The following is a 26074-nucleotide window of genomic DNA, read 5'->3' on the forward strand; positions in this document are numbered from 1 at the left end:
CTCAGGACGCGGCGGTCGCCTCCGGCACCGGCGCCGACCGGGTCAGCTTCCGCCAGATCCAGCTCTGCGGCACCCGCTGGCCGGTGACCAGGTAGTCGGCGACGCCGTCGATGAACATCGTCGCCTCGACCTCCCGGTGCACCGCCGCCCGGCCGGCGAACAACAGCTCGTCGCCGGGCTCGAGAACCAGGTCGCCGTCGGGCGCCATCAGCGCCTCCCCGTCGCGCAGCGCCACCAGCGGGACGGCCAGCAGCGCCCGGTCGCGGTCGGCGGGGTCGCGCAGCAGGTCGCAGAGCCGGAAACCCCCGGCGGCCAGCCGCGGGTACAGCGCCGGAGCGTCCTCGGCGGTCAGCCGCACCTTCCACAGCGCCTCGAGGTGGCTGCCGCAGGCGTCCAGCAGCCGCTCGACGACGCAGGCCGACCACTCGTCGGACTGGTGCGGCAGCTCGCGCAGGAACCGCCACAGCAGCGGCGTGCTCAGCCGGGCGTAGGCGTCGTGGGCGACCACCTCGGTGGGCACCAGGAGCGCGTCGACCTCCATCGCGGCGAACAGGGCGGCGTCGGCGGGCTGGTTCTGGCGGGCGGCGACGAACAGGCCGGGGTTGATCCGCCGCGCCTCGGCCACCAGCGAGAGGTTGGTCGTGTCGTTGTCGGTGCCGGCGACCAGGCCCACCGCGGTGGTCAGGTCGGCCCGGCGGATGACGTCGGGATCCGCGGCGTCCCCGACGACGGTCGGCTCCTCCTCCGGCGAGGGGTCGACGGTGGTCACCTCCAGGCCCTCGGCCCGCAGGTCGGTGGCGAAGTGCCGGCCGAAGCGGCCGTAGCCGCACACCACCCAGCGGCCCGGCGCGGGAGCGGTGCCGCGCGGGGTGATCTCCGCTCCCGGGCCGCTCTCCAGCCAGGTCATCAGCTGGTAGGACGCCGGGGTCCGCAGCGCCAGCCGCAGGTGGTCGCCGAACCGGTCGAAGGGGTTGATGATCGTCGGCGAGCCGAAGCCGGACATCCGCTCGGCCACCGTCGCCGACGTCGTGCGGGAGACCACCGGCAGCTCCGGGCGCAGCAGCGCGGCGGCCATCGTCACCGCGAGGTTGGCCTCGTCGTCGCCGGTGACGGCCAGCACGCCCTCGCACCACGGGTGCCCGAGCCCGGCCACGCCCAGCACGTGCGGGTCGCGCGCGTCGCCGACGATGCCGGGGACGTCGGCCCGGAGGTTGGCGATCTCGAGGGCGTCGATCCGGACGTCGGAGATGTCGACGACGGTGAACCGGCGGCCCAGGGCGTCGAGGGAGGCGCCGAGCGTCTCGCCGGCCTGCCCGTACCCGGAGATGAGCAGGAACGGCTCGCGCAGCCGGGTGACCTTGCGCGACACGTGTCGCAGCGCCAGCGCCTGCCGGAACGCGCGGTCCTGCAGCAGCGCCAGGAGCGAGCCGATGGCGTAGGCCCATCCGACGACGGTCAGGTAGATGGTCGCGGTCACCCACATCCGCTGGCCGTAGCTGAAGGAGTAGGGGATCTCGCCGAAGCCGATCGTCGTCGCCGTGTAGCTCATGACGTAGAACGCGTCGAAGAGGCTCAGCCGGACCGGCCGCCCCTCGGGGTCGATGCCTGGGATGAGGGACAGGCCCAGCACGCTGACGAAGAAGATGACGATCAGCGTGATCAGCGGCACGCGCATCCGGCGGAGGACGGTGAACACCGTCGCCGACCCCTCCGCGCGCGGAACCACCGGCCGGCGGCGGGCGCGGCGGCCGCGGGTGGTCACCGGGGGCGGCGGCGCGGTCTCCATGGCAGCTCTCGGTGTCTCTCGGTGGCGGTCAGTGCCGTTGGAAGGACACGGTCTCGACGACGAGCAGCACCACCGAGACCACGTTGGCCAGCAGCGCGCCGCCCGACAGCGACACCATGCTCGACGTCGCGTTCGCGGTCAGCCCGTCGCTGGAGATGTGCACCGCCCAGGCCCAGGTCAACGTGGCCGCGACCAGCTGCAGGTCGGCCACCAGGCTGGTGGCGAGATGGACCGCGCCGATCTGGGTGCGGTCGCCGAACTTGAGCACCGTGGCGATCAGGCTGACCACCAGCGCGGCGAACAGCTCGTAGACGTTGTGCACCGCCGGGTCGTCGATGTCGCCGAGGAAGAAGCCGAAGTTCAGCGTGGCGGCGAGCAGCACGAAGAAGCCGAAGACGACCTTCTCCAGGTTCACGCTGCGACCACCCCCATCCGACGCGGGTGCCGACGCTAACGGGACCGGGGGGCGCGCACCTCCCGAACGCGCGCGGGCCGCTCACCGACGTCCTCGTGCCGACGGTGCGTACCGGACCGGACGGCGGGTAGCCCCGGGCCGTCCCGTCCTGCTCCCGAGGAGATCCCGTGGCCGACATCGTTCCCGCACAGGACGTGCTCGCACACCTGGGCGAGGTCGACTACCCCGCCGACAAGGACGCGCTGCTGGCCGCCGCGCAGCGGCACGGCGCGCCCGAGGAGGTGCTGCGCGCCCTCCGGACGGTGCCGCCGGGCATCGACTACGCGCACGCCGACGAGGTCGTCCGCTCGCTGCGGCCGTCCTCCGTGCCCCGCGCCGACGCGCCCGCCCACGAGGCCGAGCGCACCCGCGCCGACGCCCGGGCCGCGTTCACCGGGCACCCGGACGACTCCGGGGACGGTGTCGTACCGGGCTGACAGCATGGCGGGGTGCTGCTCGCCGACGTCGTCGCCGCGTCCGCCGCCGTGGCGGCCACCCGCTCGCGCACCGCGAAGGCGCAGGCCATCGCCGCGGCGCTGGGGGCCGCGGAGGCCGGCGAGGTCGGGCCGGTGGCCGCGTGGCTGGCCGGCGAGCTGCCGCAGGGCCGGGTCGGGGTCGGCTGGCGCACCCTGGCGAGGTCGGCGCCGGCGGCCGCCGATGCGCCGTCCCTGACCGTGGCCGCGGTCGACGCGGCGTTCACGGCGCTGGCCGGCACCGCCGGCAGCGGCTCGGCCGCCCGCCGCGAGGCGCTGCTGGCGGAGCTGCTCACGGCCGCCACCGCCGACGAGCAGCGCTTCCTCGTCCGGCTGGTCGGCGGGGAGCTGCGGCAGGGCGCCCTGGAGGGCGTCGTCCTCGACGCGGTCGCCGCCGCGTCCGGCGTCCCGGCGCCGGAGGTGCGCCGCGCCATGATGCTCGCCGGCCGGCTGGACGAGACCGCCGCGCTCGCCCTCGGCGGCGGGCAGGAGGCGCTGTCGGCGGTGGGGCTGCGGGTGGGCCGGCCGGTGCGGCCGATGCTGGCCAGCCCCGGCTCCTCGCTGGACGCCGCGCTGGCCGACCTCGGCCCGGAGGTCACCGTGGAGCACAAGCTCGACGGCGCCCGGATCCAGGTGCACCGCGACGGCGACGACGTCCGGGTGTGGACCCGCACGCTGCGCGAGGTGACCGGCGGCGTGCCCGAGCTGGTCGAGCGGGTGCGCGCGCTGCCCTGCCGCACCGCCGTCCTCGACGGGGAGACCCTGGCGCTGGACGACGACGGCCGCCCGCGCGCCTTCCAGGACACGATGAGCCGCTTCGGCAGCGACGGCGCCGATGCCGGCGTGCTGCTGAGCCCCTTCCTCTTCGACGTGCTGCACCTCGACGGCCGCGACCTGCTCGACGAGCCGCTCGCCGTCCGCCTCGACGCGCTGGCCGGGCTGCTCGCCGGCGACGAGCACGCCCCGCTGCGGATGCCCGGCGTCCGCCGGCCGACGCCGGAGCAGGCCGCCGCCGTGCTCGACGAGGCGCTGGGTGCCGGCCACGAGGGCGTGGTGGTCAAGGCGCTCGACGCCCCGTACGCCGCCGGCCGCCGCGGCCGCGCCTGGCAGAAGGTCAAGCCGGTGCACACCCTCGACCTCGTCGTCCTCGGCGCGGAGTGGGGGTACGGCCGGCGCACCGGCACGCTGTCCAACATCCACCTCGGCGCCCGTGACCCCGATGGCGGCGAGCCGGTGATGGTCGGCAAGACGTTCAAGGGCATGACCGACGAGCTGCTGGCGTGGCAGACCCGCACCTTCCCCGCGCACGCCCGCGCCGAGCACCCGTGGGGCCTGGAGCTGGAGCCCGAGCTCGTCGTCGAGATCGCCCTCGACGGCGCCCAGCGCAGCACCCGCTACCCCGGCGGCGTCGCGCTGCGCTTCGCCCGCGTGCTGCGGTACCGGCCGGACAAGACCGCCGGCCAGGCCGACGACGTCGAGGCGGTGCGCGCCCTGCTCGCCGGGGGCTGACCGGCGGCAAGCGGGACCGAAGCGGCCCGCAAGCGCCCGCCCCGAGGGTCGCCGCGTGACCGCGATCCGCCGCCTCCCCGTCCTGCTCGCCGCGCTGCTCCCGGCCGCCCTCGCGCTGGCCGGCTGCAGCCCCTCGCCCGGCGAGACCGCCGCCGCGGCCGCGCCCGGGCCGATCGACGAGGTCCTCGGCACCGTCGACCTCACCGCCGTGGCCGGGGAGCCCCCCGCCGAGGAGCACCGGGTCGCCGTCCTCGACGTCGCGGCGCTCGACGACGGCCGCGCGTTCGTGCTGCTCGCCGGCCAGGACACCCGGCTGGTCGAGGTGCTGCCCGGCGAGGACGCCCCGGTGGCCGGGGACGTCGTCGCGCTGCCTGCCCTCGGGCGCCGCGCGTCGGTGCACGCCGTGGCCGACGGCGTGCTCGTCGTCGGTAGCGACGACCGCGGGCCGCTTCTGCTGACCGTCCGGGACGGCGAGGTCACCGAGCAGCGTCTCGAGCACGGCGGCAGCGTCGGCTCCTCGGTGCTGTCCCCCGACGGCTCGACGCTGTGGATCGGCCTGCACGCCCACGAGGCCGCCGACGACGTCCGGCTGCTCGCGGTCGACGTCGCCACCGGTCGGGTGACCCGCGGCGTCGCCCTCGGTCCGGAGTTCAGTGCCGACGCGTGGCCGCGCGAGCTGCTGCCGCGTCCCGACGGCGGCGTGGTGGCCGTGGTCTGGGACCCGTCCCAGGACGCCGCGCCCGACCTGGTGGCCGAGTTCGACGCGCGACTGCAGCCGGCCGCCGAGCCGTGGGGTGTGCACCCGGTGATCGAGGAGGACGTCCGGCGCTCGGCGTCCGTGGGCGTGCTGCCCGACGGCGCGGTCGTGGTCGTCTCGGAGTACCGGGACGGCTCGCGGGTCTCGGTCGTCCGCGACGGGGAGCTCGACACCAAGGCCGGCGTGGAGCTCATCGGCGACGTCCCGGTCGTCTCCGCCGGCCCCGTGCCCGGGTCGGTCACCCTGCTGCACGCCGGCGGGCGCAGCGCCGTCGTCTCCCTCGACCCGATGACCGGGGACCTCCGCGAGGAGGTGCCGCTGTGCAGGGAGCTCGCCGTGTTCGCCGACCTCGGACTGTCCGCCGACGGCACCCGCGGGGCTGCGGCCGGCACCTGCGGCGACTCCGACGTGGTCGCCGTCCTCGTCGGGTGACGTCGCGGGCGGGTGGTTCACTGCACGCGGTCGGACGGAGGGCGGGACGGTGGCGGGGACGGTCGGCGGGGTTCCGGTGCCGGGTGGGCTGATCGACCTGCTCGACGTCGAGGAGGCGGGGCCCGACCTGTTCCGCGGCCGCCCGCGCGGGGTCCCGGCCGACCGGGCGTTCGGCGGCGCGGTGGTGGCCCAGTCGCTGCTGGCGGCCACCGCGACCGTCCCCGCCGACCGGGCGGTGCACTCGCTGCACGCCTACTTCGTCCGTGCCGGCGACCCGGCCGCGCCGACCGACCTGCAGGTCACCCGGGTGCGCGACGGCGGCAGCTACGCCACCCGCGGGGTGACCGCCGTCCAGCACGGGCGGACCACCCTGACGCTGACGGCGTCCTTCGCCCGGCCCGAGGACGGCCCCGGGCACCAGGTGCCCGTGCTCGACGCGCCCCCGCCGGAGACGCTGCCGGCGCCGGAGGAGTCACTGGCCGGCGCCCCGGCAGCGGTCCTGGAGTGGCTGTCGTGGCTGGACCGCCGGCACCCGTTCCACTTCCGCTTCGACGGCGCGCTGCCGCGCGTGGCGGCCGGCCGGGGCGAGGCGGCGCCGCCGCGGCAGCGGTTCTGGTTCCGCTCCCGGGAGACGCTGCCCGACGACCCGAGGCTGCACGCCTGCGCGCTGGCCTACGCCACCGACATGCTGCTGCTGTCGGTCGCCGTCGCGCCGCACGGCACGGTGATCGGGGCGCCGGGCCTGGCCACCGCCAGCCTCGACCACGCCGTCTGGTTCCACGGGCCGGCCCGCGCCGACACCTGGCTCTGCTACGAGCAGGAGAGCGCCGTCTCCGCCGGCGGCCGCGCGATCTGCTCCGGCCGCGTCTTCGGCCGCGACGGCCGGCTGGTGCTCACCGTCGTCCAGGAGGGCATGCTCCGCCGCCGTCCCGTGTGACGGCCCGGCGCCGGGGGTCGACCGCACCCCGGCGCCGGGAGCCTCACCGCCGGTGGTGCACCTCGGCCAGGCCGTACACCGGGGTCTCCAGGCCCGCGTGGCGGGCGGCCAGCTGCAGCGCCAGGTAGAGCGAGTAGTGGCGCGACTGGTGGAGGTTGCCGCCGTGGAACCACAGCGCCTCCTGGCGGGTGGGCTTCCACATGTTGCGCTGCTCGCCCTCCCAGGGACCGGGGTCCTTGGTGGTGTCCGAGCCCAGGCCCCAGACCTTGCCCACCCGGTCGGCGACCTCGGGGCTGATCAGGTCGGCCGCCCAGCCGTTCATCGAGCCGTAGCCGGTGGCGTAGACGACGAGGTCGGCCGGGAGCTCGGTGCCGTCCTCGAGGACGACAGTGTCCTCGGTGAGCCGCGCGACCTGCCCGTGCACCAGGCGCACGTCGCCGTTCGCCACGAGGTCGGCCGCTCCGACGTCGATGTAGTAGCCCGAGCCGCGGCGCAGGTACTTCATGAACAGCCCCGAGCCGTCGTCGCCCCAGTCCAGCCGGAACCCGGCCCTCTCCAGCCGGTCGTAGAAGTCCGCGTCGCGCTCGCGCATCTGCTCGTAGAGCGGGATCTGGAACTCGTGCATCACGCGGTAGGGGATGGAGGCGAAGACCAGGTCGGCCTTCTCCGTGGTCATGCCGCCGGCCACCGCCTCCTCGCTGTAGAGCGAGCCGAGCCCGATCTCCATGAGGCTGTCGCTGCGCACGATGTGGGTGGAGGAGCGCTGCACCATCGTCACGTCGGCGCCGTGCTCCCAGAGCGCGCCGCAGATGTCGAAGGCGGAGTTGTTGCTGCCGACGACGACCACCCGCCTGCCCGCGTAGCCGTCCGGGCCGGGGTGGGCCGAGGAGTGGTGCTGCTCGCCGCGGAACACGTCCTGCCCGGGCAGCACCGGCACGTTCGGCTTGCCGCTCATCCCGGTGGCCAGCACCAGGTGCCGCGGCCGCAGGGTGAGCTCCTCGCCGTCGCGGACCAGGTCGACCGTCCACTCCCCGGCCGCCGGGTCGTACTGCGCGTGCCGCACCTCGGTGCCGCCCCAGTACGGGATCTCCATGACCCGCACGTAGGACTCGAGCCAGTCGGCGATCTTGTCCTTGGGCGCGAACACCGGCCAGTTGTCCGGGAACGGCAGGTAGGGCAGGTGGTCGTACCAGACCGGGTCGTGCAGGCACAGCGACTTGTAGCGGCTGCGCCACTGGTCGCCGGGTCGCTCGCGCCGGTCGACCACGAGCGCGGGCACCTGCAGCTGGCGCAGTCGCGCGCCCAGCGCGATGCCGCCCTGTCCCCCGCCGACGACGAGGACGAACGGCTGCTCGGTCCGGCCGAGCTCGGCCAGCTCGCGCTCGCGGCGCTCCGACCAGGTCAGCCGCTCCCTCTGCACGCCGTGCTCGGCGCCCTTCGGCCGGGCCGGCCCGCGCGGCTCCTCGCGCCCGGTCAGCTCGTACAGCGTGGTGAGCAGCGTCCACGCCCGCGGCTCGCCGTCCTCCTCGACCAGCCGCACCATCCCGCGGCCGCGGCCGACCGCGGTGGCGAAGGTGAACCAGGCGGTGGTGACGCCGTCGGCCTCGTCGGGCGGCTCGCTGACGGCGAAGCCCGAGGGGTCGGTGCGGTCGAGGGTGGCGGTGAGCAGGTCGGCGACGCCGTCGCGGTCCTCGACGGTGGTGATGTTCCAGCTGAACGCGACCAGGTCGCGCCAGAAGCTGGTGCGGGCGAACAGGCCGGCGGCGCGGTCGACGTCGCGGGCGCGCAGCGCGTCCTCGAACGCGCCGAACCACTCCTGCGCACGTCGGTCCGCGGCGGTCGCCGGCGACGCGTCGAGGGTCGAGGTCATGCGGTTCCTCCCTGACGGGGCACTCGTCTGGTGTGATGTGCAGCACAGCGCGCGCCGGAGCGGTGCGGCAGCGTTGCAGCGGATTGCACGGCGGGAGGTGCGCGTGGCCGGCTGGTCGGCGGTGGCGCCCGGCACGGACCTCTCCCGGCACGCCCGCGTCCTGTCCCGCGTGCACGACGCGGTGATCGCCGGCAGCCCGCCGCCGGTGCCGCCGCGGCGGGTGGTCGAGCGGTCCTGGTCGCGCGTGCTGCGTCTGGGCCTGGACCCCGACCGGCCGCGGGCGCGCGACCCGCTGCCGCTGGAGGCGGTCGAGGCCCGCCGCCGCGACTCGGCGCTGGCCCTGGTGGTCGACGAGCTGCGCCGGGTCCTCGGCAGCGTCGCCGACGCCTCGCACTTCCTCGTCGTCGTCACCGACGCCGACGGCGTCGTCCTGTGGCGCGAGGGGTCGGCCGGCACGCGGCTGCGCGCCGACACGCTCGGCTTCGCCGAGGGCGCCACCTGGACCGAGGCGGCCGTGGGCACCAACGCCATCGGCACCGCGCTGGCCGAGGCGTCGCCGGTGCAGCTGTTCTCCGCCGAGCACTTCGAGGCCGCGCAGCACGCCTGGTACTGCAGCGCCGCCCCGATCCACTCGCCGGTCACCGGGGAGCTGCTCGGCGTCGTCGACGTCAGCGGCCCGGCGCTGACCCTGCACCCGGCCATCGGGGCGCTCGTGGAGACCTCCGTGCTGCTGGCGGAGTCCCGGCTGCGGCGCCGGCACGAGGAGCGGCTCGATCGGCTGCGGCGCACCGCCGACCCGCTGCTGGCCACCGTCCGCGGGCCGCTGCTGCTGGTCGACGACGACGGCTGGGTGGCGCACCGGTCGGGTGTCGCCGCCGGCCCGCGCGTGGCCGTGCCCCGCGCCGGCCGGGTGATGACGGTGGCCGGGCTGGGGCTGTGCACCCCCGAGCCGTTCGCCGAGGGCTGGCTGGTCCGCCCGCGCGGACAGCGCGAGCCGGTGCGCGCCGAGCTGGACCTCACCGGTCCGCCGGTGCTGCGGGTCGGCGGCGGCGCCGGGTCCTGGCAGGCCGCGCTCACCCGGCGGCAGGCCGAGGTGCTCGTCCTCGTCGCCCGCGCCGGGCCCGCCGGCCTGGGCGCCGCCGCGCTGAGCCGGGGCCTGTTCGGCGACGACGCGCACGTCGTCGCCGCCCGCGCCGAGGTCTCCCGGCTGCGGCGGGTGGCCGGCGACCTCGTCGTCACCGCGCCCTACCGGCTCGCCGAGGGCGTCGCGCTGGACGTGACCGGACCGGCCGGCCTCACCCGACCGGGTGGGCCTCCCGCGACTGCCCTGTCGCCGGGTCCTGCGACTGCCGATGGGGGCTCGTGACCAGTCTCGCCGTACGCCCGGGCAACGGCTCGGCACCCGGGTCCGCCGGGCGCCCGCCGGACCCGCTCGCGGTCCTGCTCACGACGCTCGACGAGCTGGAGACCCTGTCGCGGTTCGACGTCGAGCCGGCCGCCGCGCGCGCCGACGCCGCCGCGGCGACCGCGCGCGAGCTCGGCCGTCCCGACCTCGAGCAGCGGGCGCTGCTCGCCGCCGCCGACCTCATGCGCCGCCGCGGCGCGGTCGCCGAGGCCGGCCGGATCGCCCAGGACGTGCACCGCTGGGCCACCGAGGCCCGCGCCCGGCACCTCATCGCCCGCAGCTCCTTCGTCCTCACCGCGGTGTTCCAGGAGCTCGGCGACCTCGCCGGCGCCCTGGAGCACGCCGTCCAGAGCGTCGACCTGCTCGACGACGACACCCTCCCGGCGCTGCGGGTCGACCACCTGGTCCGGCTGGCCGACGTCCTCGGCCTGTCCCGCGACCCCGCCGCGCCCGAGCGCTACGCCACCGTCCTGCGGCTGGCCGAGGACCTCGGCGACGTCGACCGGCAGCTGCGGATCCTCAACAACCGCGCCTACACCGACACCCTCGCCGGCCGCTTCGACGACGCCCTGCACTTCAGCACCCGCCTGCAGGACCTCGCGACCGCGCAGGGGATCCCCCTCGACGTCGGCCGGCTCGACACCGTCGCGCGGGCGCTCATGGGCCTCGACCGGCTCGACGAGGCCGAGGAGGCACTCGCCCCCGGCCTGGCCCCCGAGGTCCTCGGCAGCTCGCACGACGGCGACGCCGGCGCGGACTTCCTGCTCACCCTGGCCGAGGTGCAGCGCCGCCGCGGCGCGGTCGACGCCGCGCAGGCGACCCTCGACGAGTGCGTCCGCCGGTGCGTGGAGCACGGCCTGACCTCCATCCGGGTGCGGGCCCGCTGCGAGCAGGCCGAGCTGCACGCCGCCGCCGGCGACCACCGCGCCGCGTTCGAGGAGCACAAGCGCTACACCGCGGAGCTGGTCGAGCAGCAGTCGGCGCAGCGCGAGTCGCGCGCCCGCGCGATGCAGGCCATGTACGAGACCACCGAGGCGCGCCGGCAGAGCCGCCGCTGGCGCGAGCTGTCGCTGCGCGACCCGCTGACCGGCCTGCACAACCGGCGGCACGTCGACGACGAGCTGCCCCGCATGCTGGCCGACGGCGCGCAGGTGTGGGTCGCGCTGCTCGACCTCGACCACTTCAAGCGGGTCAACGACACGTGCTCGCACGCCGTCGGCGACGAGGTGCTGCGCGCCGTCGCCGGCCTGCTGCAGCAGACGGCGCCGGGCACCGGCTCGCTGGTCGCGCGGCTGGGCGGCGAGGAGTTCCTGCTCGTCCTCAGCGGCGTCGACGCCGACACCGCGGCCCGGCACCTCGAGCAGGTGCGCAGCGCCGTCGCCGGCCACCCGTGGGCACCGCTCACCGGGGACCTGCCGGTGACGGTCAGCATCGGCGCGGCCGGCACCGTCGACGTCCCCGACCGGACGGCGGCGCAGCTGCTGGGGCGGGCCGACGCCCGGCTCTACCGCGCCAAGCGCGGCGGCCGCGACCGGGTCGTCCTCGGCGACTAGCAGCGCCCGCGGCAGGGCAGGCTGCAGGGATGACCACCGACCCCGCGCCGACGCCGATCAGCCGCTTCCCCGTCGCCGATCCCGCCGACCTGCCGCCGGACCTGGCCGAGCGCCACGCCGAGGTGGCGGAGAAGTCCGGCTTCCTCCCCAACGTGTTCGCCGCGCTGGCCTGGCGGCCGGAGGAGGAGCGCGCGTTCCTCGGCTTCCACGACGCGCTCATGGACAAGGACACCCCCGGCCTGTCGACCGGCGAGCGGGAGCTCATCGTGGTCGCCACCAGCGCGGCCAACGACTGCGGCTACTGCGTCGTCGCGCACGGGGCGATCGCCCGCATCCGCACGCGCGACCCGATCCTGGCCGACCTCGTCGCCGTCGACTGGCGCAAGGCCCCGCTCGACGAGCGCATGCGCACCGTCCTCGACGTCGCCGTGCGGCTGGCCACCGACCCCGCCGCGGTGACCGCCGGCGACCTCGACCGCCTGCGCGCGCACGGCCTCACCGAGGACGACGTGTGGGACGTCGGCGCGATCACCGCCTTCTTCGCGCTGTCCAACCGGCTGGCCCACTTCGCGGCCATCCCGCCCAACCCGGAGTTCCACCTCATGGGCCGGCTGCCGCGGCAGCGGTGAGCGCTCAGGCGGCCTCGGGGAGCACGCCCTCGGCGAACAGCTGCCGGGACACCACGCCGGTGTCGGGGTTGTCGGTGAACAGCCCGTCGATCCCGGTCGCCCAGAACGCCAGCTGCTCCTCGATCGCCCGGCCGTAGTCGTCGGGCGCCGCTCCCTCGCGCAGCTCGGTGGGCAGGAAGCTGTTCTCGTTGCGGAACGTGTACGGGTGCACGAGCAGGTCCGCGGCGTGCGCGTCGTCGACGAACGAGGTCGGCTCGCCCAGCGTTCCGTCGGCCTCCCGCGGGATCACCTGGTTCTTCTCCGGCCCGACGCCGTCGGCGTAGGTGGCGACCTCCGCCAGGCCCGCGGCGGTGGACAGGTCGGCGTAGGTCCGCGGGTCCCCGGCCGCGACCAGGTCGGCCGGCGCGCCCGTCGCCGCCAGCAGCTGCACCAGCGGGACCCGGACGCCGGCCGCGTCCAGCTCGCGCAGGTTGCCCGTCTCGAAGGACTGGAGGAACACCGGGGACTCCCGGCGGTCCAGCCGCGCCTCGCGCAGCTCCGCGAGCAGCGGCTCCTCCAGCGACAGCCCGATCGAGTCGAAGTAGGTCGGGTGCTTGGTCTCGATGTAGACGCCGACCTCGCGGCGCAGCTCCCGGCTGAGGTCCGCGCGCACCTGGAGGAACTCCTCGAGCGTGGGCACCGGGTACAGCCCGTCGTAGAGGGTGTTCTCCTCGCGGGTCTCGGGGAGGCGCTCGACCGCGCGCAGCGTCCGCAGCTCCTCCAGCGTGAGGTCCTCGGTGAACCAGCCGGTCAGCTCCACGCCGTCGACGACCTTCGTGGTGCGCCGGTCGGCGAACTCGGGGTGGTCGGCGACGTCGGTGGTGCCGGTGATGTCGTTCTCGTGCCGGCAGACGGGGACGCCGTCGGCGGTGCTGACGACGTCGCACTCGATGTGGTCGGCGCCCATGCGGGCGGCCAGCTCGTAGGCGGCCAGCGTGTGCTCCGGCCGGTAGCCCGACGCGCCGCGGTGACCGATGACGAGCAGGTCCGCCTCCCCGGCACCGGATCCCGGTGGGGACCCGTGCCGCGGGGCCGCCGAGGCCGGCCCGGCGAGGGTGAGCAGGACGGCGAGCAGCGCGACGACCGCACCGGACCGGCGCGAGGGGTGGACGGACACGAGGACCTCCGGAGGGGCCGGCGGCCCGCCGTCGGGCCGAGGAGCCCAGGGTGGACCCCGCCGCGCCCCCGCGCCCGGTGGGAGCCGCTCGGCGGCGGGGAGCGCTGATCACGGCGACTACCGTGGGCCCGTGAGCAGCGCGGACGCCGGGACCGACGACCCGAGGGGGATCGCCGACGCCGACCTCGACCGCCTGTCCGCCCTCGTCCGGACGCTGCTCGACGTCCCCACCGCCCTGGTCACGCTCGTGCGCCCGGACGAGCAGGTGTTCCCCGGCGCGGTCGGCCTGCCGCCGGAGTGGCAGGCGCTCCGGAGCACGCCGCTGAGCCACTCCTTCTGCCAGTACGTGCGGTCCACGGCGCGGCCGCTGGTGGTCCGCGACGCCCGCGAGGTCGAGGTGCTCTCGGCCAACGGCGCCGTCGAGGACCTCGGCGTGGTCGCCTACTGCGGCGTGCCGCTCGTCGGCCCCGACGGCGACGTCGTCGGCGCGGTCTGCGCCATCGACTCCCGCCCCCGCGACTGGACCGACACCGACCTCGCGGCGCTCACCCAGGTCGCCGGGCTGGCCGCCACGGAGCTGCGGCTGCGCGCCCTGACCAGCGAGGCCGAGGCCGCCCGGCGGGCCGCCGAGCGCGCCGGCGAGCAGACCCGGCTGCTGCTGCGCTTCGCCGACACCCTCGCCGACGCGGTCACCCTCGCCGACGTCGCGGCGGCCGTGAGCACGGCCGCCGCCGAGGTGCTCGGCACCTCGTGGACCTGCCTGGCGCTCGTCGACCCCGCCACCCGCCGGCTGCGGCTGGTGCCGTCGGCCGGGCACGCCGGCGACGCGGGCTCCGTGCCGCTGGGCACCGAGCACCCGCCGTCGGCGGCCCTGACCACCGGCCGGGCGGTGTTCCTGACCGACGCCGCGGCCACCGCGGAGCGCTTCCCGTCCGCCCGGCCGCCGCTGCCCGTCCCGGGCCGCATCGGCGCGTCGGCGCACCTGCCGCTGCCGGTGGCCGGGTCGCTGCCGGGCACGCTGAGCCTGGTCTGGGACGCGCCCCGCACCTTCGGCGCGGTCGAGCAGGGGCTGGTCCTCGCGCTGGCGCGCTACACCGCCCAGGCCGTCGCCCGCGCCGTGCTGCTCGCCCGGCAGGAGTCGGTGGCCACCACCCTGCGGCGCGCCCTGCTCGGCGAGCTGCCCGACCCGCCCGGGCTGGACCTGGCCGCCCGGTACCTGCCCAGCAGCGCCGGCGCGCAGGTCGGCGGCGACTGGTGGGACGCCTTCGACGACTCCGACGGCGCCACCGTCCTGGTGATCGGCGACGTCACCGGCCACGACGTCGCGGCCGCGGCCACCATGGGCCAGCTGCGGTCGATGCTGCGCGGCTTCGCCTTCGAGGGCGGCGAGCCGCCGGCGGTGGCGCTCGACCGCCTCGACGCCGCCGTCGCGGGCCTGCGCACCGGCGCGCTGGCCACCGCGCTGGTCACCCGCGTCGACCGCGCCGAGGACGGGCGCCGGACGCTGTCGTGGAGCAACGCCGGGCACCCGCCGCCGCTGCTGCGCCACCCCGACGGCCGCGTCGAGGTGCTCGCCTCCCGGCCGGACCTGCTGGTGGGCCTCGACCCCGCGCGGCAGCGGCACACCCACTCCGTCGCCCTCGAGCCGCGCAGCACCGTGCTGCTCTACACCGACGGGCTGGTCGAGCGCCGCCGCACCGACCTCGACGAGGGCATCGCCCAGCTCACCGCCTCCCTCGCGGCCGACGACGGCGGCTCGCTGGACGACCTGCTCGACCGGCTGCTCGAGGGCGTGCGCGGCTCCACCGACGACGACGTCGCCCTGCTCGCCGTCCGCGTGCGCCCCTGACGCCGGTCAGCCGGTGACGCTCCGCGTGAACCGGGCGATGTCGGCGACGGTCGAGTCGTAGACGTCGCCGACCGCGGTCTTGAAGATCGAGTCGGCGCCGTGCGTGAGCCCCAGGACGACCCGGCCGGTGGCGCGCACCCCGGCCTCCTGCAGCTTCCGGTAGTAGGCGATCCCCTCGTCGCGCAGCGGGTCGAGCTCGTTGACCGAGACGACGTGCGGCGGCATCCCGGTGAGGTCCTCGACGGTGGCGAAGTAGGGCCAGGCCAGCGGGTCGCGGGCGTGCTCGCCGGTGGGGTCGTAGGTGGACACGAGCACGTCCATCATCAGCGTGTTGAGGAACCAGCCCTCGTTCTCCACGAGCGAGGGAAGCTCGGCGCGCTTGGCGTCGTCGTCCCAGCCGTAGGCCCCGGAGATGTACGGGACCATCGCGTAGACGCCGGCGATCGAGCCCAGCCGGCCCTCGCGCTCGGCCAGCAGCGCCGAGGCCAGGCACAGGTTGGCGCCGCCCGACTCGCCCTGCAGCACGATCGAGGCCATCCCGAGCCCGTCTCGGTGCGCGTCGAGCCAGGTGAGCGCGTCAGCGCAGTCGTGCAGGCCGGCCGGGAAGGGCGCGTGGTCGGCGGCGGTGACCGCGTTGCGGAAGTCGACGGCGGCGACGACCAGGCCGGTGGCGGCGAGGTCCTCGCACCAGCGGGTGTGCAGGCGGTTGTCGCAGTCGAGGATCGTCATGCCGCCGCCGTGCAGGTAGACGAGACCGGGCAGCACCTGGCCCTCCGTGCCGGCCGGCCGGAAGACGTACACCGGGACGTCGTTCCCGTCCCGGCCGGGGGCGGTGTGCACGGTGCGGACGACGTCGTCGCGGTGGGTCTCCTCCTGGGCGACCGCCGCGTACAGCCCCTCGAAGGCGTCGTGGGCGCCGCGGACGAAGGCCAGCTTGTCCTCCAGCGGCGCGTCCGGGCCGAACGGCGGCGGGGCGGCCTGGGTGTCCAGGCCGTAGCGGGCGAGGGCCTCGCGCAGCCCGCGGTCGGCGCGGGGGTCGGTGGCGTAGGCGGCGGCGGGGTCGCCGAGGCGGCCGGGCAGCGGGGTGGACGTGCGGTCGGACGTGGCGGTCACGGTTCCTCCGGTGCGGGTGGCGGGGCGGACGGGGCGGGACAGCGGAGCAGGGCGGCGTACACGACGGCGGCCTTGGCGGCGTCGGGCTCGGCGCCGGCGATGAGGTCGGCGTAGATGAAGGACTCCGCCACCCGGGTGAGCACGTAGGCGGTGTCGGGCACCGGCAGCGGCAGGACGACGCCGGACCCGCCGAGCAGGTCGGCGAAGGCGCCGGTGACCCGCACCTGGTAGTCCGCGGCGCGGGTGGTGAGCAGCCGCAGCGCGCGGTCGGGCTCGCGGCGCAGGTGGGTGCGGAAGGGCTCCGACGAGCACACGTCGCGGGTGACGCGGGTGAGCGCGTCGACGACCCGGGGAGCCCCGGCGCCGCCGGCGCCGGCCACGGCGCGGCGCCAGGTGGGGACGAACAGCGACCAGATCACCTCGGTGAGCAGCTGGTCGCGGTTGCCGACCCAGCGGAACAGCGTCGCGCGGTCCACGCCCAGGCCGGCGGCGAGCGGGCCCATGTCCACCCGGGTGCCGGCGAGGAAGGTGCGCCGCGCGAGCCGGAAGGCGCGCAGCGGGCCGTCGTCGTCGACGCCGTCGCGCAGCGCCCGCGCGAGGCGGGTGGCCGGCACGGCGGCGGTCGTCATGGCGGCCGACCGTAGTGGCGCAGGTCACGTCCGCGCAACGATCCGTCAGATGTTGCAGGATCCGCCCCGACACGACGCCGTTTCGGCCGGTGCCTACGGTGTCCCGATCCGGCCCGCCCGGGCCGGCCGAGGAGGACAGGCATGCGCATCCGTCCCACCGCCCGCCGGACCGCCGCCGCGCTCGTCGCGGCCGCGTCGCTGGTCGCCGTCGCCGGTCCGGCGTCCGCGGCGCCCGGCAGCCCCGGCTCCCCCCGCTTCACCGACGGCAGCACCTCCGGCGGCGACCCCTACTTCCCGGCCGCGGGCAACGGCGGCTACGACGTGCAGCACTACGGCCTGGACCTGTCCTGGGCCGCCGACGGGCGGCTCGACGGCACCGCCGTGGTCACCCTGACCGCGACGGCCGACCTCGCGAGCTTCTCGCTGGACCTGCGCGGGCTGACCGTCTCCGCCGTGCGGGTGGACGGCAAGCCCGCCCGGTACACCCAGCTCCCGCCGGGCGAGGACGGCCGCGGCGGGGAGCTCGTGGTGCAGGCCGCGCCCAAGCTGCGCGCCGGCACGACGCACGAGGTCACCGTCGTCTACGGCGGCTACCCGGGACAGCCCACGGACGCCGAGGGCGCGCTCTACGGGTGGGTCACCTTCCCCGACGGCGTCCTGGTGGCCAACGAGCCCGAGGGCGCCCCCACCTGGTTCCCGGTCAACGACGTCCCCCGGGACAAGGCCACCTACGACTTCCGCATCACCGTCCCCGAGGGCAAGACGGCCATCGCCAACGGCGAGCCGGTCGGTGAGCCGACCACCACCGGCGGCAGGACGACCTTCCTCTGGCGGGCCACCGACCCGATGGCCAGCTACCTGGCCACCGCCTCGATCGGCGACTACACGGCCACCACCCGCCTCGGCCCCGACGAGCTGCCGATCCTGGACTTCGTCGAGACCGGCGTGACCGGTGACGCGCTGACCACCACCCAGGCCAGCCTGGCGCTGCAGCCCGCGATGATCGACTTCTTCGACGGCGTCTTCGGCCCCTACCCGTTCACCTCGTTCGGCTCGATCGTCGACGACGACACCGTCGAGTACGCGCTGGAGACCCAGACCCGGCCGGTGTACTCGCAGGTGGCCTCGGAGACCACGGTCGCGCACGAGCTGGCCCACCAGTGGGTCGGCAACAGCGTCAGCCCCGCCACGTGGGCCGACATCTGGCTCAACGAGGGCTTCGCCACCTACGCGCAGTGGATGTGGACCGCGACCCGGCCCGGCGGCGCCACGGAGCAGGAGCAGTTCGACGCGGTCTACGCCATCCCGGCCGACGACGAGTTCTGGTCGGTCGTCGTCGCCGACCCCGGCCGGGAGGGCATCTTCGCCGACGCCGTCTACGACCGCGGCGCCGCCACCCTGCACGCGTTGCGCACCGAGATCGGCGACGCCGCCTTCGGCGACCTCCTGCGCCGCTGGGTGACGGAGAACGCCGACTCGACGGTGACCACCGCCGACTTCGTCGCCCTCGCCGAGCAGGTCAGCGGCCGGGACCTCGACGCGCTGTTCACCGACTGGCTCTACACCCCCGCCCGGCCCGCCGGGTACTGACCGGCCGGGGGCGGGCAGGATCGCGCCATGCCCGCCCCCGGTACCCCGCTCGAGCGTCTCGGCTTCCTGACCATCGGCCTGTTCGACCCCGCCGACCCCGCGGCCGGCCACGAGACGACCCTGCGGACGGTCGAGCTCGGCGAGCGCCTGGGCTTCGACAGCGCGTGGCTGCGCCACCGGCACCTGCAGCACGGCATCTCGTCCCCGGTCGCCGTGCTGGCCGCCCTGACCCAGCGCACCTCCCGGATCGAGCTGGGCACCGCGGTGACGCCGCTGGGCTGGGAGAACCCGCTGCGGCTGGCCGAGGACCTCGCCACCGTCGACGTCCTCTCCGGCGGCCGGCTCAACCCCGGCGTCAGCGTGGGCCCGCCGATGCACTGGGACGACGTCAAGGGCGCGCTCTACCCCGACACCGCCGACGTCGAGGACTTCTCCTACACGCGCGTGGAGCGGCTGCTGCGCCTGGTCGCCGGCGAGCCCGCGACGTCCTTCGCCGGCCGCGAGGGCGTCGTCGAGGAGTGGTCGGACCGGGTGCAGCCGCACTCCCCCGGCCTGCGCGACCGGCTCTGGTACGGCGGCGGCAGCACCCGCTCGGCGGAGTGGGCCGGCGACGCCGGGATGCACTTCCTCACCAGCAGCGTGGTGAAGGCCGAGGGCGGGTCGACCGACTTCGCGGAGATCCAGGCGGCGCAGGTGCGGGCCTTCCGCCAGGCCAACCCGGCCGGGCGGGTGTCGCAGGGCCTGGTCGTCATCCCTACCGACACCGCGACGCCCGGCCAGCGCGAGCGCTACGCCGCCTACGTCGAGGCACGCGCCCCGCGGGTGGGCGTGCCGCAGGGGCCGGCCCGGATGCTGTTCGCCGCCGACCTGCTCGGCACCTCCGAGCGGATCGCCGAGGCCCTGTACGCGCACGCCGGGTTCCGCGAGGTCACCGAGGTCGTGTTCGCGCTGCCCTTCAGCTTCACCGGGCCGGACTACGAGCAGATCCTCACCGACACCGCGGAGCGCCTGGGCCCGCTGCTGGGCTGGTCGCCCCGGTGACCGACGCCCCGGTGACCGACGCCGACGCCGCCGTCGCCGCGCTGCGCGCCCGGGGGTCGCTCAAGTGGTCGCGGTACCCGGACGCGCTGGGCGCGTGGGTGGCCGAGATGGACCTCGGCACCGCGCCCGCGATCACCCGTGCCCTGCACGCCGCCGTCGACCGCGGGCTGTTCGGCTACCTGCCCGACTGGCTCGCCGGGGACCTGGCCGGGGCCACCGCCGGCTTCCTGCGGGACCGGCATGGCTGGGCGGTGCCGCCGGAGCGGATCCGGCCGCTGGCCGACGTCCTCGCCGGGCTGTCCGCGGCGATCACCCACCTGTCCCGGCCGGGCTCGCCGGTGGTACTGCCCACCCCCGCCTACATGCCGTTCCTGGAGGTCCCGCCGGCCCTGGGCCGGGAGGTGCTCGAGGTGCCGATGGCCCGCGACGGCGACCGGTACGTCTACGACCTCGACGCGCTCGACGCCGCCTTCCGCGCCGGCGGGCACCTGCTGGTGCTGTGCAACCCGCACAACCCGATCGGCCGGGTGCTCGAGCCCGCGGAGATGACGGCGGTCGCCGAGGTGGTCGAGCGGCACGGCGGGCGGGTGTTCTCCGACGAGATCCACGCGCCGCTGGTCTTCCCCGGTCACCGGCACGTGCCCTACGCCTCGCTCGACGACACCACCGCCGGGCACACGGTCACGGCCACCAGCGCGTCGAAGGCCTGGGACCTGCCGGGTCTCAAGTGCGCCCAGCTGGTGCTGTCGAACGACGCCGACGCGCGGCTGTGGGCCGAGGTCGGGCACGGGGCCGAGCACGGCGCCTCGACGCTGGGCGCCGTCGCCAACGTCGCCGCCTACACCGAGGGGCTGGACTGGCTCGACGACGTCCTCGCCGTCCTCGACGGCAACCGCCGGCTGCTCGCCGACCTGGTGGCCGCGTACCTGCCCGGGATCCGCCACCGGCCGCCGGAGGGCACCTACCTCGCCTGGCTGGAGAGCTTCGGCCTCCCCGACCCCGGCGACGCCCTGCTGCGGGAGGCCGGGGTGGCGGTGGTCGACGGCGCCCGCTGCGGCGCCGCCGGCCGGGGCGCGGTCCGGCTGAACATCGCCACCCCCGAGCCGGTGCTGCGCCGCGTCGTCGAGCGGATGGGCGCGGCGCTGCGCTGATCAGCGGGGGTCGGCCTCCACCGCCTCGAAGGCCTTGCGGGCGGCGATGAGCACCGGGTCCCACACCGGTGCGAACGGCGGCGCGTAGGACAGGTCGAGGGACAGGACCTCGTCGACGGTCATCTCGTTCCAGATGCAGATGGCCAGCGCGTCGACCCGCTTGGCCGCGCCCTCCTGGCCGACCACCTGCGCGCCCAGCAGCCGGCCGCTGCGCCGCTCGGCGATCATCTTGACCCGGATCGGCTGGGCGCCCGGGAAGTAGCCGGCCTTGGTGGTCGAGTCCACGGCGGCGGTGACGAACGAGTAGCCGGCGTCGTCGGCCTCCTTCTCCGACAGCCCGGTGCGGGCGGCCTCGACCGCACAGATCTTGGTGATCGCCGTCCCGATGACGCCGGGGAAGGTGGCGTAGCCGCCGCCGATGTTGATCCCGGCGACCCGCCCCTGCTTGTTCGCGTGCGTGCCGAGCGCGACCACCACCCGCTGCCGCGACAGCCGGTGCACCGACTCGACGCAGTCGCCGGCCGCCCACACACCGGGCACCTCGGTGCGCATGCGCTGGTCGACGGCGATGCCGCCGGAGGTGCCCAGCGGGATGCCGGCCTCGCGCGCCAGCGCCACGTTGGGCTTCACGCCGAGCCCGAGGACGACGAGGTCGGCGGGCAGCTCGCGGCCGCTCTCGGTGACCACCGCGCGGGCCCGCCCGTCGGGGCCGACGTCGATCCCCGCGACGCCGTCGGAGAGGACCAGCTCGATGCCCTCGCCGCGGACGGCGTCGGCGATGAACCGGCCGACGTCGGGGTCGAAGGTGCCCACCGGCTGCGGCGACTTGTCGACGACGGTGACGTCGAGCCCGCGCACGCGGCACGCCTCGGCGATCTCCAGGCCGATGTAGCCGCCGCCGACGACGACCACCCGCCGCACGTGCCCGCGGTCGAGCTCCGCCCGCAGCGCGACGCCGTCGTCGAGCACCTGGACGCCGTAGACGCCCTGCGCGTCGATCCCCTCCACCGGCGGGCGCATGGGGACGCTGCCGGTGGCGTAGACGAGGTCGTCGTAGGGCTCGGCGCCCTCGGTGCCGGCGTCGAGGTCGTGCCAGTGGACGACGCCCTTGTCGGTGTCGATGCCGACGACCTCGGTGCGCATGCGGACGTCGAGGCCGGCCGCCCGGTGCTGCTCGGGCGTGCGGGCGATGAGGTCGGTCTCGTGCTCGACCGCGCCGGAGATCCAGTAGGGGATGCCGCAGGCGGAGTAGGAGGTCGCGCGGCCGCGCTCGAACATCACGACGTCGAGGTCGGGCCGCCGCTTCCTCGCCTGCGACGCGGCGCTGCCGCCGGCGGCGTCGCCTCCGATGACGACCAGTCGGGTGCTCACCCCGGCAGGCTATGGCCGTCCGCGGCTACAGGCTCACCGCGACGGTGGCGGCGAGCTCCCGCGCCGCCTCGAGGTCCTCGTTGGTGGGTGCGCCGGTGAGGCTGAGCGGGGCCGCGACCTGCTTCCACCGCAGCGCGCCGGTGATCGTGGCGATGGCCTTCAAGGCACCGGCGGTGTCGTCGCCGCCGTGCACGTAGACGCCGAACGGCAGGCCGACGGTGGCGTCGAGGCAGGGGTAGTAGACGGTGTCGAAGAAGTGCTTGAGCGCGCCGCTCATGTAGCCGATGTTGGCCGGGGTGCCGAGCACGACGCCGTCGGCGGCGAGCAGGTCGGCGGGGCCGGCCGACAGGGCCGGGCGGACCTCGAGGTCGACCTCCTCGACCATCGCCACGCCCTCGCGCACCGCCTCCAGCACCGCCTGCAGGTTCGGCGAGGGCGTGTGGTGGACGACGAGCAGCCGCGGCATGCCCGCCATCCTGCGCCGCCGACGTGCGCGGGGCGTGCGGGTGCCCGATGATCACCGCCGGCGGGAGGGGGACGCACGGTCCCGCCGGCTCGTGCCGCACCCCGACAGGAGAGGTCCCCCGCCGTGAACTCCTTCCGCTACCGCCCCAGCAAGCCGGCCGCCGTCCTCGGGATCGTGGTGGGCGTCGGGATGCTGGTCTTCGGCATCACGCAGTTCGGGAACGCGAGCGGCGGCGGGCTGGCCTTCCTCGTGTTCTGGTGCGTGATGGTCGTGGCGATCACCGCGCTCAACACCTGGGCCGCCTTCTCCGAGCGCGGGTCCCTCGGCACCTTCGTCTCCGACCGGGACGACGCCGCGCCCCCCGGCCGCTGAGCTGGAGGACCCCGCACGTCGCCCGACGCCGCCGGGTGTCGACCTGCGGTCCCCTCCGGCCGCCGGAGACCGCCGCAGGTCGACATCCGGCGGGGTCCTGCGTGTCGGAGGTCCTCGCTAGCGTCCCGCCATGACCGTCGACCTCTTCGCGGGCGTCCCCGTCAGCGACCGCGAGCGCGCGCTGGACTGGTACGGGCGGCTGTTCGGCTCGGAGCCGGCGTTCCTGCCCAACGACGTCGAGGCGGTGTGGGAGGTCGCCGAGCACCGATACGTCTACACCGAGCTCAAGCCCGACCACGCCGGGCACGCGATGACCACGCTGTTCGTCGACGACCTCGACGAGCGGGTCGCGGCGATGAGCGCCCGCGGTGTCGAGCCCGCGCTGCGGGAGACCTACGACAACGGCGTCCGGAAGGTCACCTACCGCGACCCCGACGGCAACGAGATCGGCTTCGGCGGCGCCCCGGTCGACGACTGACGGCCGCTCTTGCGGTGGTGTCCCTGCTCCTGCGGTGCGGCAAGACCGCAGGAGCGTGGGGAACACCGCAGGAGTGCTGTCATGCAAGCGGTGGGCCCCGGGAGCGGGCGAGCAACATCCTCGTCCCGGCACCGGGTGCGGCCCTAGCGTCCCCGGTCATGACGGACCCGCGGACGTGGTTGGTGACCGGCGCGAGCTCGGGCTTCGGCGAGGCGATCGCGCGGGTCGCGCTGTCGCGGGGTGACACGGTCGTCGGGGTCGCGCGCTCGGCCGGGCACCTGTCCGCCCTCGCCGGCACGGACTCCCCCGGCCGCTTCGTGCCGCTCGTGCTGGACGTGCTCGACGCGGCCCGCTTCGACGTCGCCGAGCGCACGGTCCGCGACGTCGTCGCCGAGGTCGGGCGGCTCGACGTCCTGGTGAACGACGCCGGCCGCACGGAGATCGGCGCACTCGAGGAGACGACCGAGGACGAGCTGCGGTCGCTGTTCGAGCTGCACGTGTTCGCCCCGGCCGCGCTCACCCGGGCGGTGCTGCCGGTGTTCCGCGCGCGGGGCGGCGGGACGGTCGTGCAGATGTCCTCGATGGCCGCGCAGGTGACGATGGCGGGCTTCAGCGTCTACTGCTCGACCAAGGCGGCGCTGGAACTGCTCACCGAGGCGCTCGTCGACGAGGTGCCGGGGGTCCGCTTCGTCATCGTCGAGCCGGGTGTCTTCCGGACAGGGGTCTTCCGCACCGGCGCCCCGGTGGTGTCGCACGAGCTGTCGGCCTACCGCGACACCGTCGGGCCGTCCCGCCAGTGGCTCGCCGGCGCCGGGGGCACGGCGCCCGGCGACCCGGCGCGGGCTGCCGAGGCCATCTGGCAGGTGGTCACCGGCGACCGGGCACCGCTGCGGCTGGTCCTCGGCCCGGACGCCGTCGAGGGCATCGGCGCCCGGCTCGACCGGCGGCGCGCCGAGCTGGCCGAGTGGGAGGAGCTGTCCCGCTCCACCGACCTCCCGGGCGCCGCGACACCGGCCGGCTGACCGGGCCGGCTCCCTCTCTCAGGCAGGATCCGGGCATGGCGACGAACCCCCGCATCGCGCCGATCGAGCGCACCACCGGCCGGACGTGGGACGAGTGGCTGCGCTTCCTGGACGGCATCGGCGCCAAGGACCTCGACCACGGCCAGATCGCGCTGCAGGTGTACGAGGAGCTCGGCGACGGCTTCGCGCAGCGCGGCTGGTGGGCCCAGGCGGTGACCGTCGCCTACGAGCAGCACATCGGCCGGCGGATCCCCGGGCAGCGCTCCGACGGCACGTTCCAGTGCAGTGTCAGCAGGGCGACGCCGCTCGGGATGACCGAGCTCATGGAGCGCTGGCGGGCCTTCGCCGACGGCGATGCCGCGGTGCAGGAGGTCCTGGCCGGCGGCGAGCTCAAGGTCAGCGGAACGGACCGGCGCATCACCTGGCGGACGCGGGCCGTGGACGGCTCCTCGATCGTCGTCACCAGCGAGCCGAAGAAGAACGGGACGGCGTCGCTCGTGGCCACGCAGATCGGCGTGCCGACCCTCGAGGCCAACGACGAGGCACGCGAGCGGTGGACGGCGGTCGTCGAGCGCTTCCTGGCCGACGTCCAGCCGGCGCGGTGAGCCGACGGTGTGCGGCCCGTACAGGGGCCTCCCGGCGCTAGCGTCCCGGGATGGGCATCGAGGTCCGGCCGGCCACGGCTGAGCGGTTCGACGACGTCGCCACGATGCTCGGCCCGAAGAACCCGGCCTCGAACGTCTGCTGGTGCCTCAGCCACCGCCTCGACTCGAGGACCAACCGGGAGCTCGTCGGTCCCGCCCGCCGCGAGTACGTCCGCGAGCTGACCACCCGCCCGGTCGCCCCCGGGGTCCTCGCCTACGACGACGGTGAGGTGGTCGGCTGGGCCGCCGTCGCACCGCGCGCCGAGCTGCCGTTCGAGCGCTCGGCGAAGATCCCGCACGTCGACGACCTGCCGGTCTGGTCGCTGTGGTGCGTCCGCGTGCGTCCCGGCCACCGCGGCCGCGGCATCGCGCACGCGCTGCTCCAGGGTGCGGTGGACTACGCCGCGTCGCAGGGTGCCCCGGCCGTCGAGGGCTACCCGGCCGACAGCGGGGACCGGCGGGTCGACACGACCATGGCCTTCGTCGGGACGCGGCGGCTGTTCGAGGCGGCGGGCTTCACCAAGGCCGCCGACACCGACGCTGTCGCCGGCGGCTTCCCCCGGGTCCTCATGCGCCGGGCACTGACCTGACCGGCGACGGGTGCCAGGCGGTCAGCGGGCCCCGAGGGCGGCGAGCAGGTCGGCGCGGGCGGTGGCCAGTGACGGGCCGTACCAGGTCAGCGCCCGCCCGGACACCAGCACCGACCGCACGCCGGGGAACGCCTCGGGGCCGTCGTCGGCGGTGAAGAGGTACGGCTCGTCGGGCAGCAGGACGACGTCGGGCCGCGCAGCGAGGACGTCGTCGACCGACACGTGCGGATAGCGGTTCTCCCCCGCGCCGAAGACGTTGACCAGGCCGAGCCGCGCGAGCACGTCGCCGGTGAAGGTGCGCGGGCCGACGACCATCCACGGGTCCCGCCACACCGGCACGGCGCACCGCAGCGGCGGCGCCGGCACCGGGCGCGCCCACTCGGCGGCCGCCGCCGTCAGCCAGCCCGGCTCGGGCAGGTCGAGCGCCTCGGCGAACAGCCGGCGCATCGAGGCCAGCGCCTCGTCCACCGCCTCGATCACCGTCACCCAGACCGCGATCCCCGAGGCGCGCAGCCGGTCGACGTCGAGCCGCCGGTTCTCCTCCCGGTTGCAGACCACCAGGTCCGGCGCGAGCGCAGCGATCGCCGACCGGTCGGGGTTCTTGGTGCCGCGCACGCGCGGGACGTCGAGCCCGGCCGGGTGGGTGCACCAGTCGGTGGCGCCCACCAGCCGGTCGGGCACGGTCACCGCCAGCGCCTCGGTCAGCGAGGGCACCAGCGAGACCACCCGCCGGGCCGGCCCCGTCAGCGGGACCGGCTCCCCCAGGTCGTCCACCAGGGCGGCGGAAATGGCCATTT

At 75.8% G+C, this 26074-nt stretch carries 25 protein-coding genes; 16 read left to right on the top strand and 9 right to left on the bottom strand.

Features of this window, described 5'->3' with window-relative positions; genetic code table 11:
* Nucleotide 1: 1 nt before the first annotated feature.
* Both FN207_RS22035 and FN207_RS22040 read right to left on the bottom strand, forming a co-directional pair.
* Complete coding sequence (locus tag FN207_RS22035) at nt 2-1786, bottom strand: potassium channel family protein (RefSeq protein WP_142460599.1); 1785 nt, start codon at nt 1784-1786, stop codon at nt 2-4.
* 28 nt (nt 1787-1814) lie between these two features.
* Nucleotides 1815-2201: a DUF6394 family protein gene (locus FN207_RS22040; RefSeq protein WP_142460600.1), complete on the bottom strand. Its 387-nt coding sequence runs from the start codon at nt 2199-2201 to the stop codon at nt 1815-1817.
* A gap of 167 nt (nt 2202-2368) precedes the next feature.
* Between FN207_RS22040 and FN207_RS22045 the strand changes: the two genes are divergently transcribed.
* Genes FN207_RS22045 through FN207_RS22060 form a run of 4 tightly spaced genes read left to right on the top strand, consistent with a single transcriptional unit; the run spans nt 2369 to nt 6348 of the window.
* Nucleotides 2369-2677, top strand: coding sequence for a DUF2795 domain-containing protein (locus FN207_RS22045; protein ID WP_221888348.1), 309 nt, complete (start codon nt 2369-2371; stop codon nt 2675-2677).
* A gap of 12 nt (nt 2678-2689) precedes the next feature.
* The gene (locus FN207_RS22050; protein WP_142460601.1) at nt 2690-4222 is read left to right on the top strand and encodes an ATP-dependent DNA ligase; all 1533 of its coding nucleotides are present in this window, start codon (nt 2690-2692) and stop codon (nt 4220-4222) included.
* 55 nt (nt 4223-4277) lie between these two features.
* Nucleotides 4278-5411, top strand: a complete 1134-nt coding sequence (locus tag FN207_RS22055) for a WD40 repeat domain-containing protein (RefSeq protein WP_142460602.1) — start codon at nt 4278-4280, stop codon at nt 5409-5411.
* 49 nt (nt 5412-5460) lie between these two features.
* Nucleotides 5461-6348: an acyl-CoA thioesterase gene (locus FN207_RS22060; RefSeq protein WP_221888349.1), complete on the top strand. Its 888-nt coding sequence runs from the start codon at nt 5461-5463 to the stop codon at nt 6346-6348.
* A 43-nt stretch (nt 6349-6391) separates the two neighbouring features.
* Here FN207_RS22060 and FN207_RS22065 read toward each other — a convergent pair whose 3' ends face one another.
* Complete coding sequence (locus tag FN207_RS22065) at nt 6392-8218, bottom strand: flavin-containing monooxygenase (protein ID WP_142460603.1); 1827 nt, start codon at nt 8216-8218, stop codon at nt 6392-6394.
* A 103-nt stretch (nt 8219-8321) separates the two neighbouring features.
* Between FN207_RS22065 and FN207_RS22070 the strand changes: the two genes are divergently transcribed.
* Genes FN207_RS22070 through FN207_RS22080 form a run of 3 tightly spaced genes read left to right on the top strand, consistent with a single transcriptional unit; the run spans nt 8322 to nt 11805 of the window.
* Nucleotides 8322-9584 carry a GAF domain-containing protein gene (locus FN207_RS22070; protein ID WP_142460604.1) on the top strand — a complete coding sequence of 421 codons (1263 nt, stop codon included), beginning with the start codon at nt 8322-8324 and terminating at the stop codon, nt 9582-9584.
* Nucleotides 9581-11176 (top strand): GGDEF domain-containing protein, encoded by a 1596-nt coding sequence (locus FN207_RS22075; RefSeq protein WP_142460605.1) that lies wholly within the window; start codon nt 9581-9583, stop codon nt 11174-11176. The genes FN207_RS22070 and FN207_RS22075 overlap by 4 nt, the downstream gene beginning before the upstream one ends.
* A gap of 29 nt (nt 11177-11205) precedes the next feature.
* Nucleotides 11206-11805: a peroxidase-related enzyme gene (locus FN207_RS22080; protein ID WP_142460606.1), complete on the top strand. Its 600-nt coding sequence runs from the start codon at nt 11206-11208 to the stop codon at nt 11803-11805.
* Between the two features lie 4 nt (nt 11806-11809).
* On the opposite strand, the gene FN207_RS22085 is transcribed toward FN207_RS22080, so the two are convergent.
* Nucleotides 11810-12961, bottom strand: a complete 1152-nt coding sequence (locus tag FN207_RS22085; protein ID WP_221888350.1) for a glycerophosphodiester phosphodiesterase — start codon at nt 12959-12961, stop codon at nt 11810-11812.
* A gap of 130 nt (nt 12962-13091) precedes the next feature.
* Between FN207_RS22085 and FN207_RS22090 the strand changes: the two genes are divergently transcribed.
* Complete coding sequence (locus FN207_RS22090; protein WP_185938498.1) at nt 13092-14810, top strand: GAF domain-containing SpoIIE family protein phosphatase; 1719 nt, start codon at nt 13092-13094, stop codon at nt 14808-14810.
* A gap of 6 nt (nt 14811-14816) precedes the next feature.
* On the opposite strand, the gene FN207_RS22095 is transcribed toward FN207_RS22090, so the two are convergent.
* Together FN207_RS22095 and FN207_RS22100 are read right to left on the bottom strand one after the other, a co-directional pair.
* Nucleotides 14817-15923, bottom strand: a complete 1107-nt coding sequence (locus FN207_RS22095) for an alpha/beta hydrolase fold domain-containing protein (protein ID WP_142460608.1) — start codon at nt 15921-15923, stop codon at nt 14817-14819.
* A complete protein-coding gene (locus FN207_RS22100; protein WP_185938499.1) occupies nt 15920-16552 on the bottom strand; it encodes a QsdR family transcriptional regulator in 633 nt (210 codons plus the stop codon). The genes FN207_RS22095 and FN207_RS22100 overlap by 4 nt, the downstream gene beginning before the upstream one ends.
* 141 nt (nt 16553-16693) lie before the next feature.
* Here FN207_RS22100 and FN207_RS22105 point away from each other — a divergent pair, with 141 nt between their 5' ends.
* From FN207_RS22105 to FN207_RS22115, 3 genes are read left to right on the top strand one after another with little or no spacing between them, the layout of a single operon-like run.
* Nucleotides 16694-18142: a M1 family metallopeptidase gene (locus FN207_RS22105; RefSeq protein WP_142460609.1), complete on the top strand. Its 1449-nt coding sequence runs from the start codon at nt 16694-16696 to the stop codon at nt 18140-18142.
* Between the two features lie 27 nt (nt 18143-18169).
* Complete coding sequence (locus FN207_RS22110) at nt 18170-19183, top strand: LLM class flavin-dependent oxidoreductase (protein WP_142460610.1); 1014 nt, start codon at nt 18170-18172, stop codon at nt 19181-19183.
* Nucleotides 19180-20334: a MalY/PatB family protein gene (locus tag FN207_RS22115; RefSeq protein ID WP_221888351.1), complete on the top strand. Its 1155-nt coding sequence runs from the start codon at nt 19180-19182 to the stop codon at nt 20332-20334. Before FN207_RS22110 ends, FN207_RS22115 begins: the two co-directional genes overlap by 4 nt.
* Here FN207_RS22115 and FN207_RS22120 read toward each other — a convergent pair whose 3' ends face one another.
* Complete coding sequence (locus FN207_RS22120) at nt 20335-21705, bottom strand: FAD-dependent oxidoreductase (protein ID WP_142460611.1); 1371 nt, start codon at nt 21703-21705, stop codon at nt 20335-20337.
* A 25-nt stretch (nt 21706-21730) separates the two neighbouring features.
* The gene (locus FN207_RS22125) at nt 21731-22171 is read right to left on the bottom strand and encodes a flavodoxin family protein (protein ID WP_142460612.1); all 441 of its coding nucleotides are present in this window, start codon (nt 22169-22171) and stop codon (nt 21731-21733) included.
* Between the two features lie 123 nt (nt 22172-22294).
* On the opposite strand from FN207_RS22125, the gene FN207_RS22130 reads away from it, so the two are divergent.
* The 5 genes from FN207_RS22130 (at nt 22295) to FN207_RS22150 (ending at nt 25277) form a co-directional block, all read left to right on the top strand.
* Entirely contained in the window at nt 22295-22543 is a 249-nt protein-coding gene (locus FN207_RS22130) for a hypothetical protein (RefSeq protein WP_142460613.1), read from the top strand.
* 130 nt (nt 22544-22673) lie between these two features.
* Nucleotides 22674-23021, top strand: coding sequence for a VOC family protein (locus FN207_RS22135; RefSeq protein ID WP_142460614.1), 348 nt, complete (start codon nt 22674-22676; stop codon nt 23019-23021).
* Between the two features lie 158 nt (nt 23022-23179).
* The gene (locus FN207_RS22140) at nt 23180-24043 is read left to right on the top strand and encodes an SDR family NAD(P)-dependent oxidoreductase (protein ID WP_142460615.1); all 864 of its coding nucleotides are present in this window, start codon (nt 23180-23182) and stop codon (nt 24041-24043) included.
* A gap of 35 nt (nt 24044-24078) precedes the next feature.
* Nucleotides 24079-24648 (top strand): hypothetical protein, encoded by a 570-nt coding sequence (locus FN207_RS22145; RefSeq protein WP_142460616.1) that lies wholly within the window; start codon nt 24079-24081, stop codon nt 24646-24648.
* Between the two features lie 50 nt (nt 24649-24698).
* Nucleotides 24699-25277, top strand: coding sequence for a GNAT family N-acetyltransferase (locus tag FN207_RS22150; protein ID WP_142460617.1), 579 nt, complete (start codon nt 24699-24701; stop codon nt 25275-25277).
* 21 nt (nt 25278-25298) lie between these two features.
* Here the strand turns inward: FN207_RS22150 and FN207_RS22155 are convergent, their stop codons facing one another.
* The gene (locus tag FN207_RS22155) at nt 25299-26072 is read right to left on the bottom strand and encodes a helical backbone metal receptor (protein ID WP_142460618.1); all 774 of its coding nucleotides are present in this window, start codon (nt 26070-26072) and stop codon (nt 25299-25301) included.
* Nucleotides 26073-26074 lie beyond the last annotated feature (2 nt).

Origin of the sequence: Geodermatophilus aquaeductus (genome assembly GCF_900182545.1) — a bacterium.
Taxonomy (GTDB): domain Bacteria; phylum Actinomycetota; class Actinomycetes; order Mycobacteriales; family Geodermatophilaceae; genus Geodermatophilus; species Geodermatophilus aquaeductus.

Bases quoted from the DNA above. Each gene is read 5' to 3' on its own strand.
- FN207_RS22065 (WP_142460603.1), bottom strand. From the start codon at position 8,218: ATGACCTCGACCCTCGACGCGTCGCCGGCGACCGCCGCGGACCGACGT.
- FN207_RS22155 (WP_142460618.1), bottom strand. From the start codon at position 26,072: ATGGCCATTTCCGCCGCCCTGGTGGACGACCTGGGGGAGCCGGTCCCG.
- FN207_RS22150 (WP_142460617.1), top strand. From the start codon at position 24,699: ATGGGCATCGAGGTCCGGCCGGCCACGGCTGAGCGGTTCGACGACGTC.
- FN207_RS22135 (WP_142460614.1), top strand. From the start codon at position 22,674: ATGACCGTCGACCTCTTCGCGGGCGTCCCCGTCAGCGACCGCGAGCGC.
- FN207_RS22140 (WP_142460615.1), top strand. From the start codon at position 23,180: ATGACGGACCCGCGGACGTGGTTGGTGACCGGCGCGAGCTCGGGCTTC.
- FN207_RS22125 (WP_142460612.1), bottom strand. From the start codon at position 22,171: ATGCCGCGGCTGCTCGTCGTCCACCACACGCCCTCGCCGAACCTGCAG.
- FN207_RS22105 (WP_142460609.1), top strand. From the start codon at position 16,694: ATGCGCATCCGTCCCACCGCCCGCCGGACCGCCGCCGCGCTCGTCGCG.
- FN207_RS22080 (WP_142460606.1), top strand. From the start codon at position 11,206: ATGACCACCGACCCCGCGCCGACGCCGATCAGCCGCTTCCCCGTCGCC.
- FN207_RS22100 (WP_185938499.1), bottom strand. From the start codon at position 16,552: ATGACGACCGCCGCCGTGCCGGCCACCCGCCTCGCGCGGGCGCTGCGC.
- FN207_RS22035 (WP_142460599.1), bottom strand. From the start codon at position 1,786: ATGGAGACCGCGCCGCCGCCCCCGGTGACCACCCGCGGCCGCCGCGCC.
- FN207_RS22110 (WP_142460610.1), top strand. From the start codon at position 18,170: ATGCCCGCCCCCGGTACCCCGCTCGAGCGTCTCGGCTTCCTGACCATC.
- FN207_RS22145 (WP_142460616.1), top strand. From the start codon at position 24,079: ATGGCGACGAACCCCCGCATCGCGCCGATCGAGCGCACCACCGGCCGG.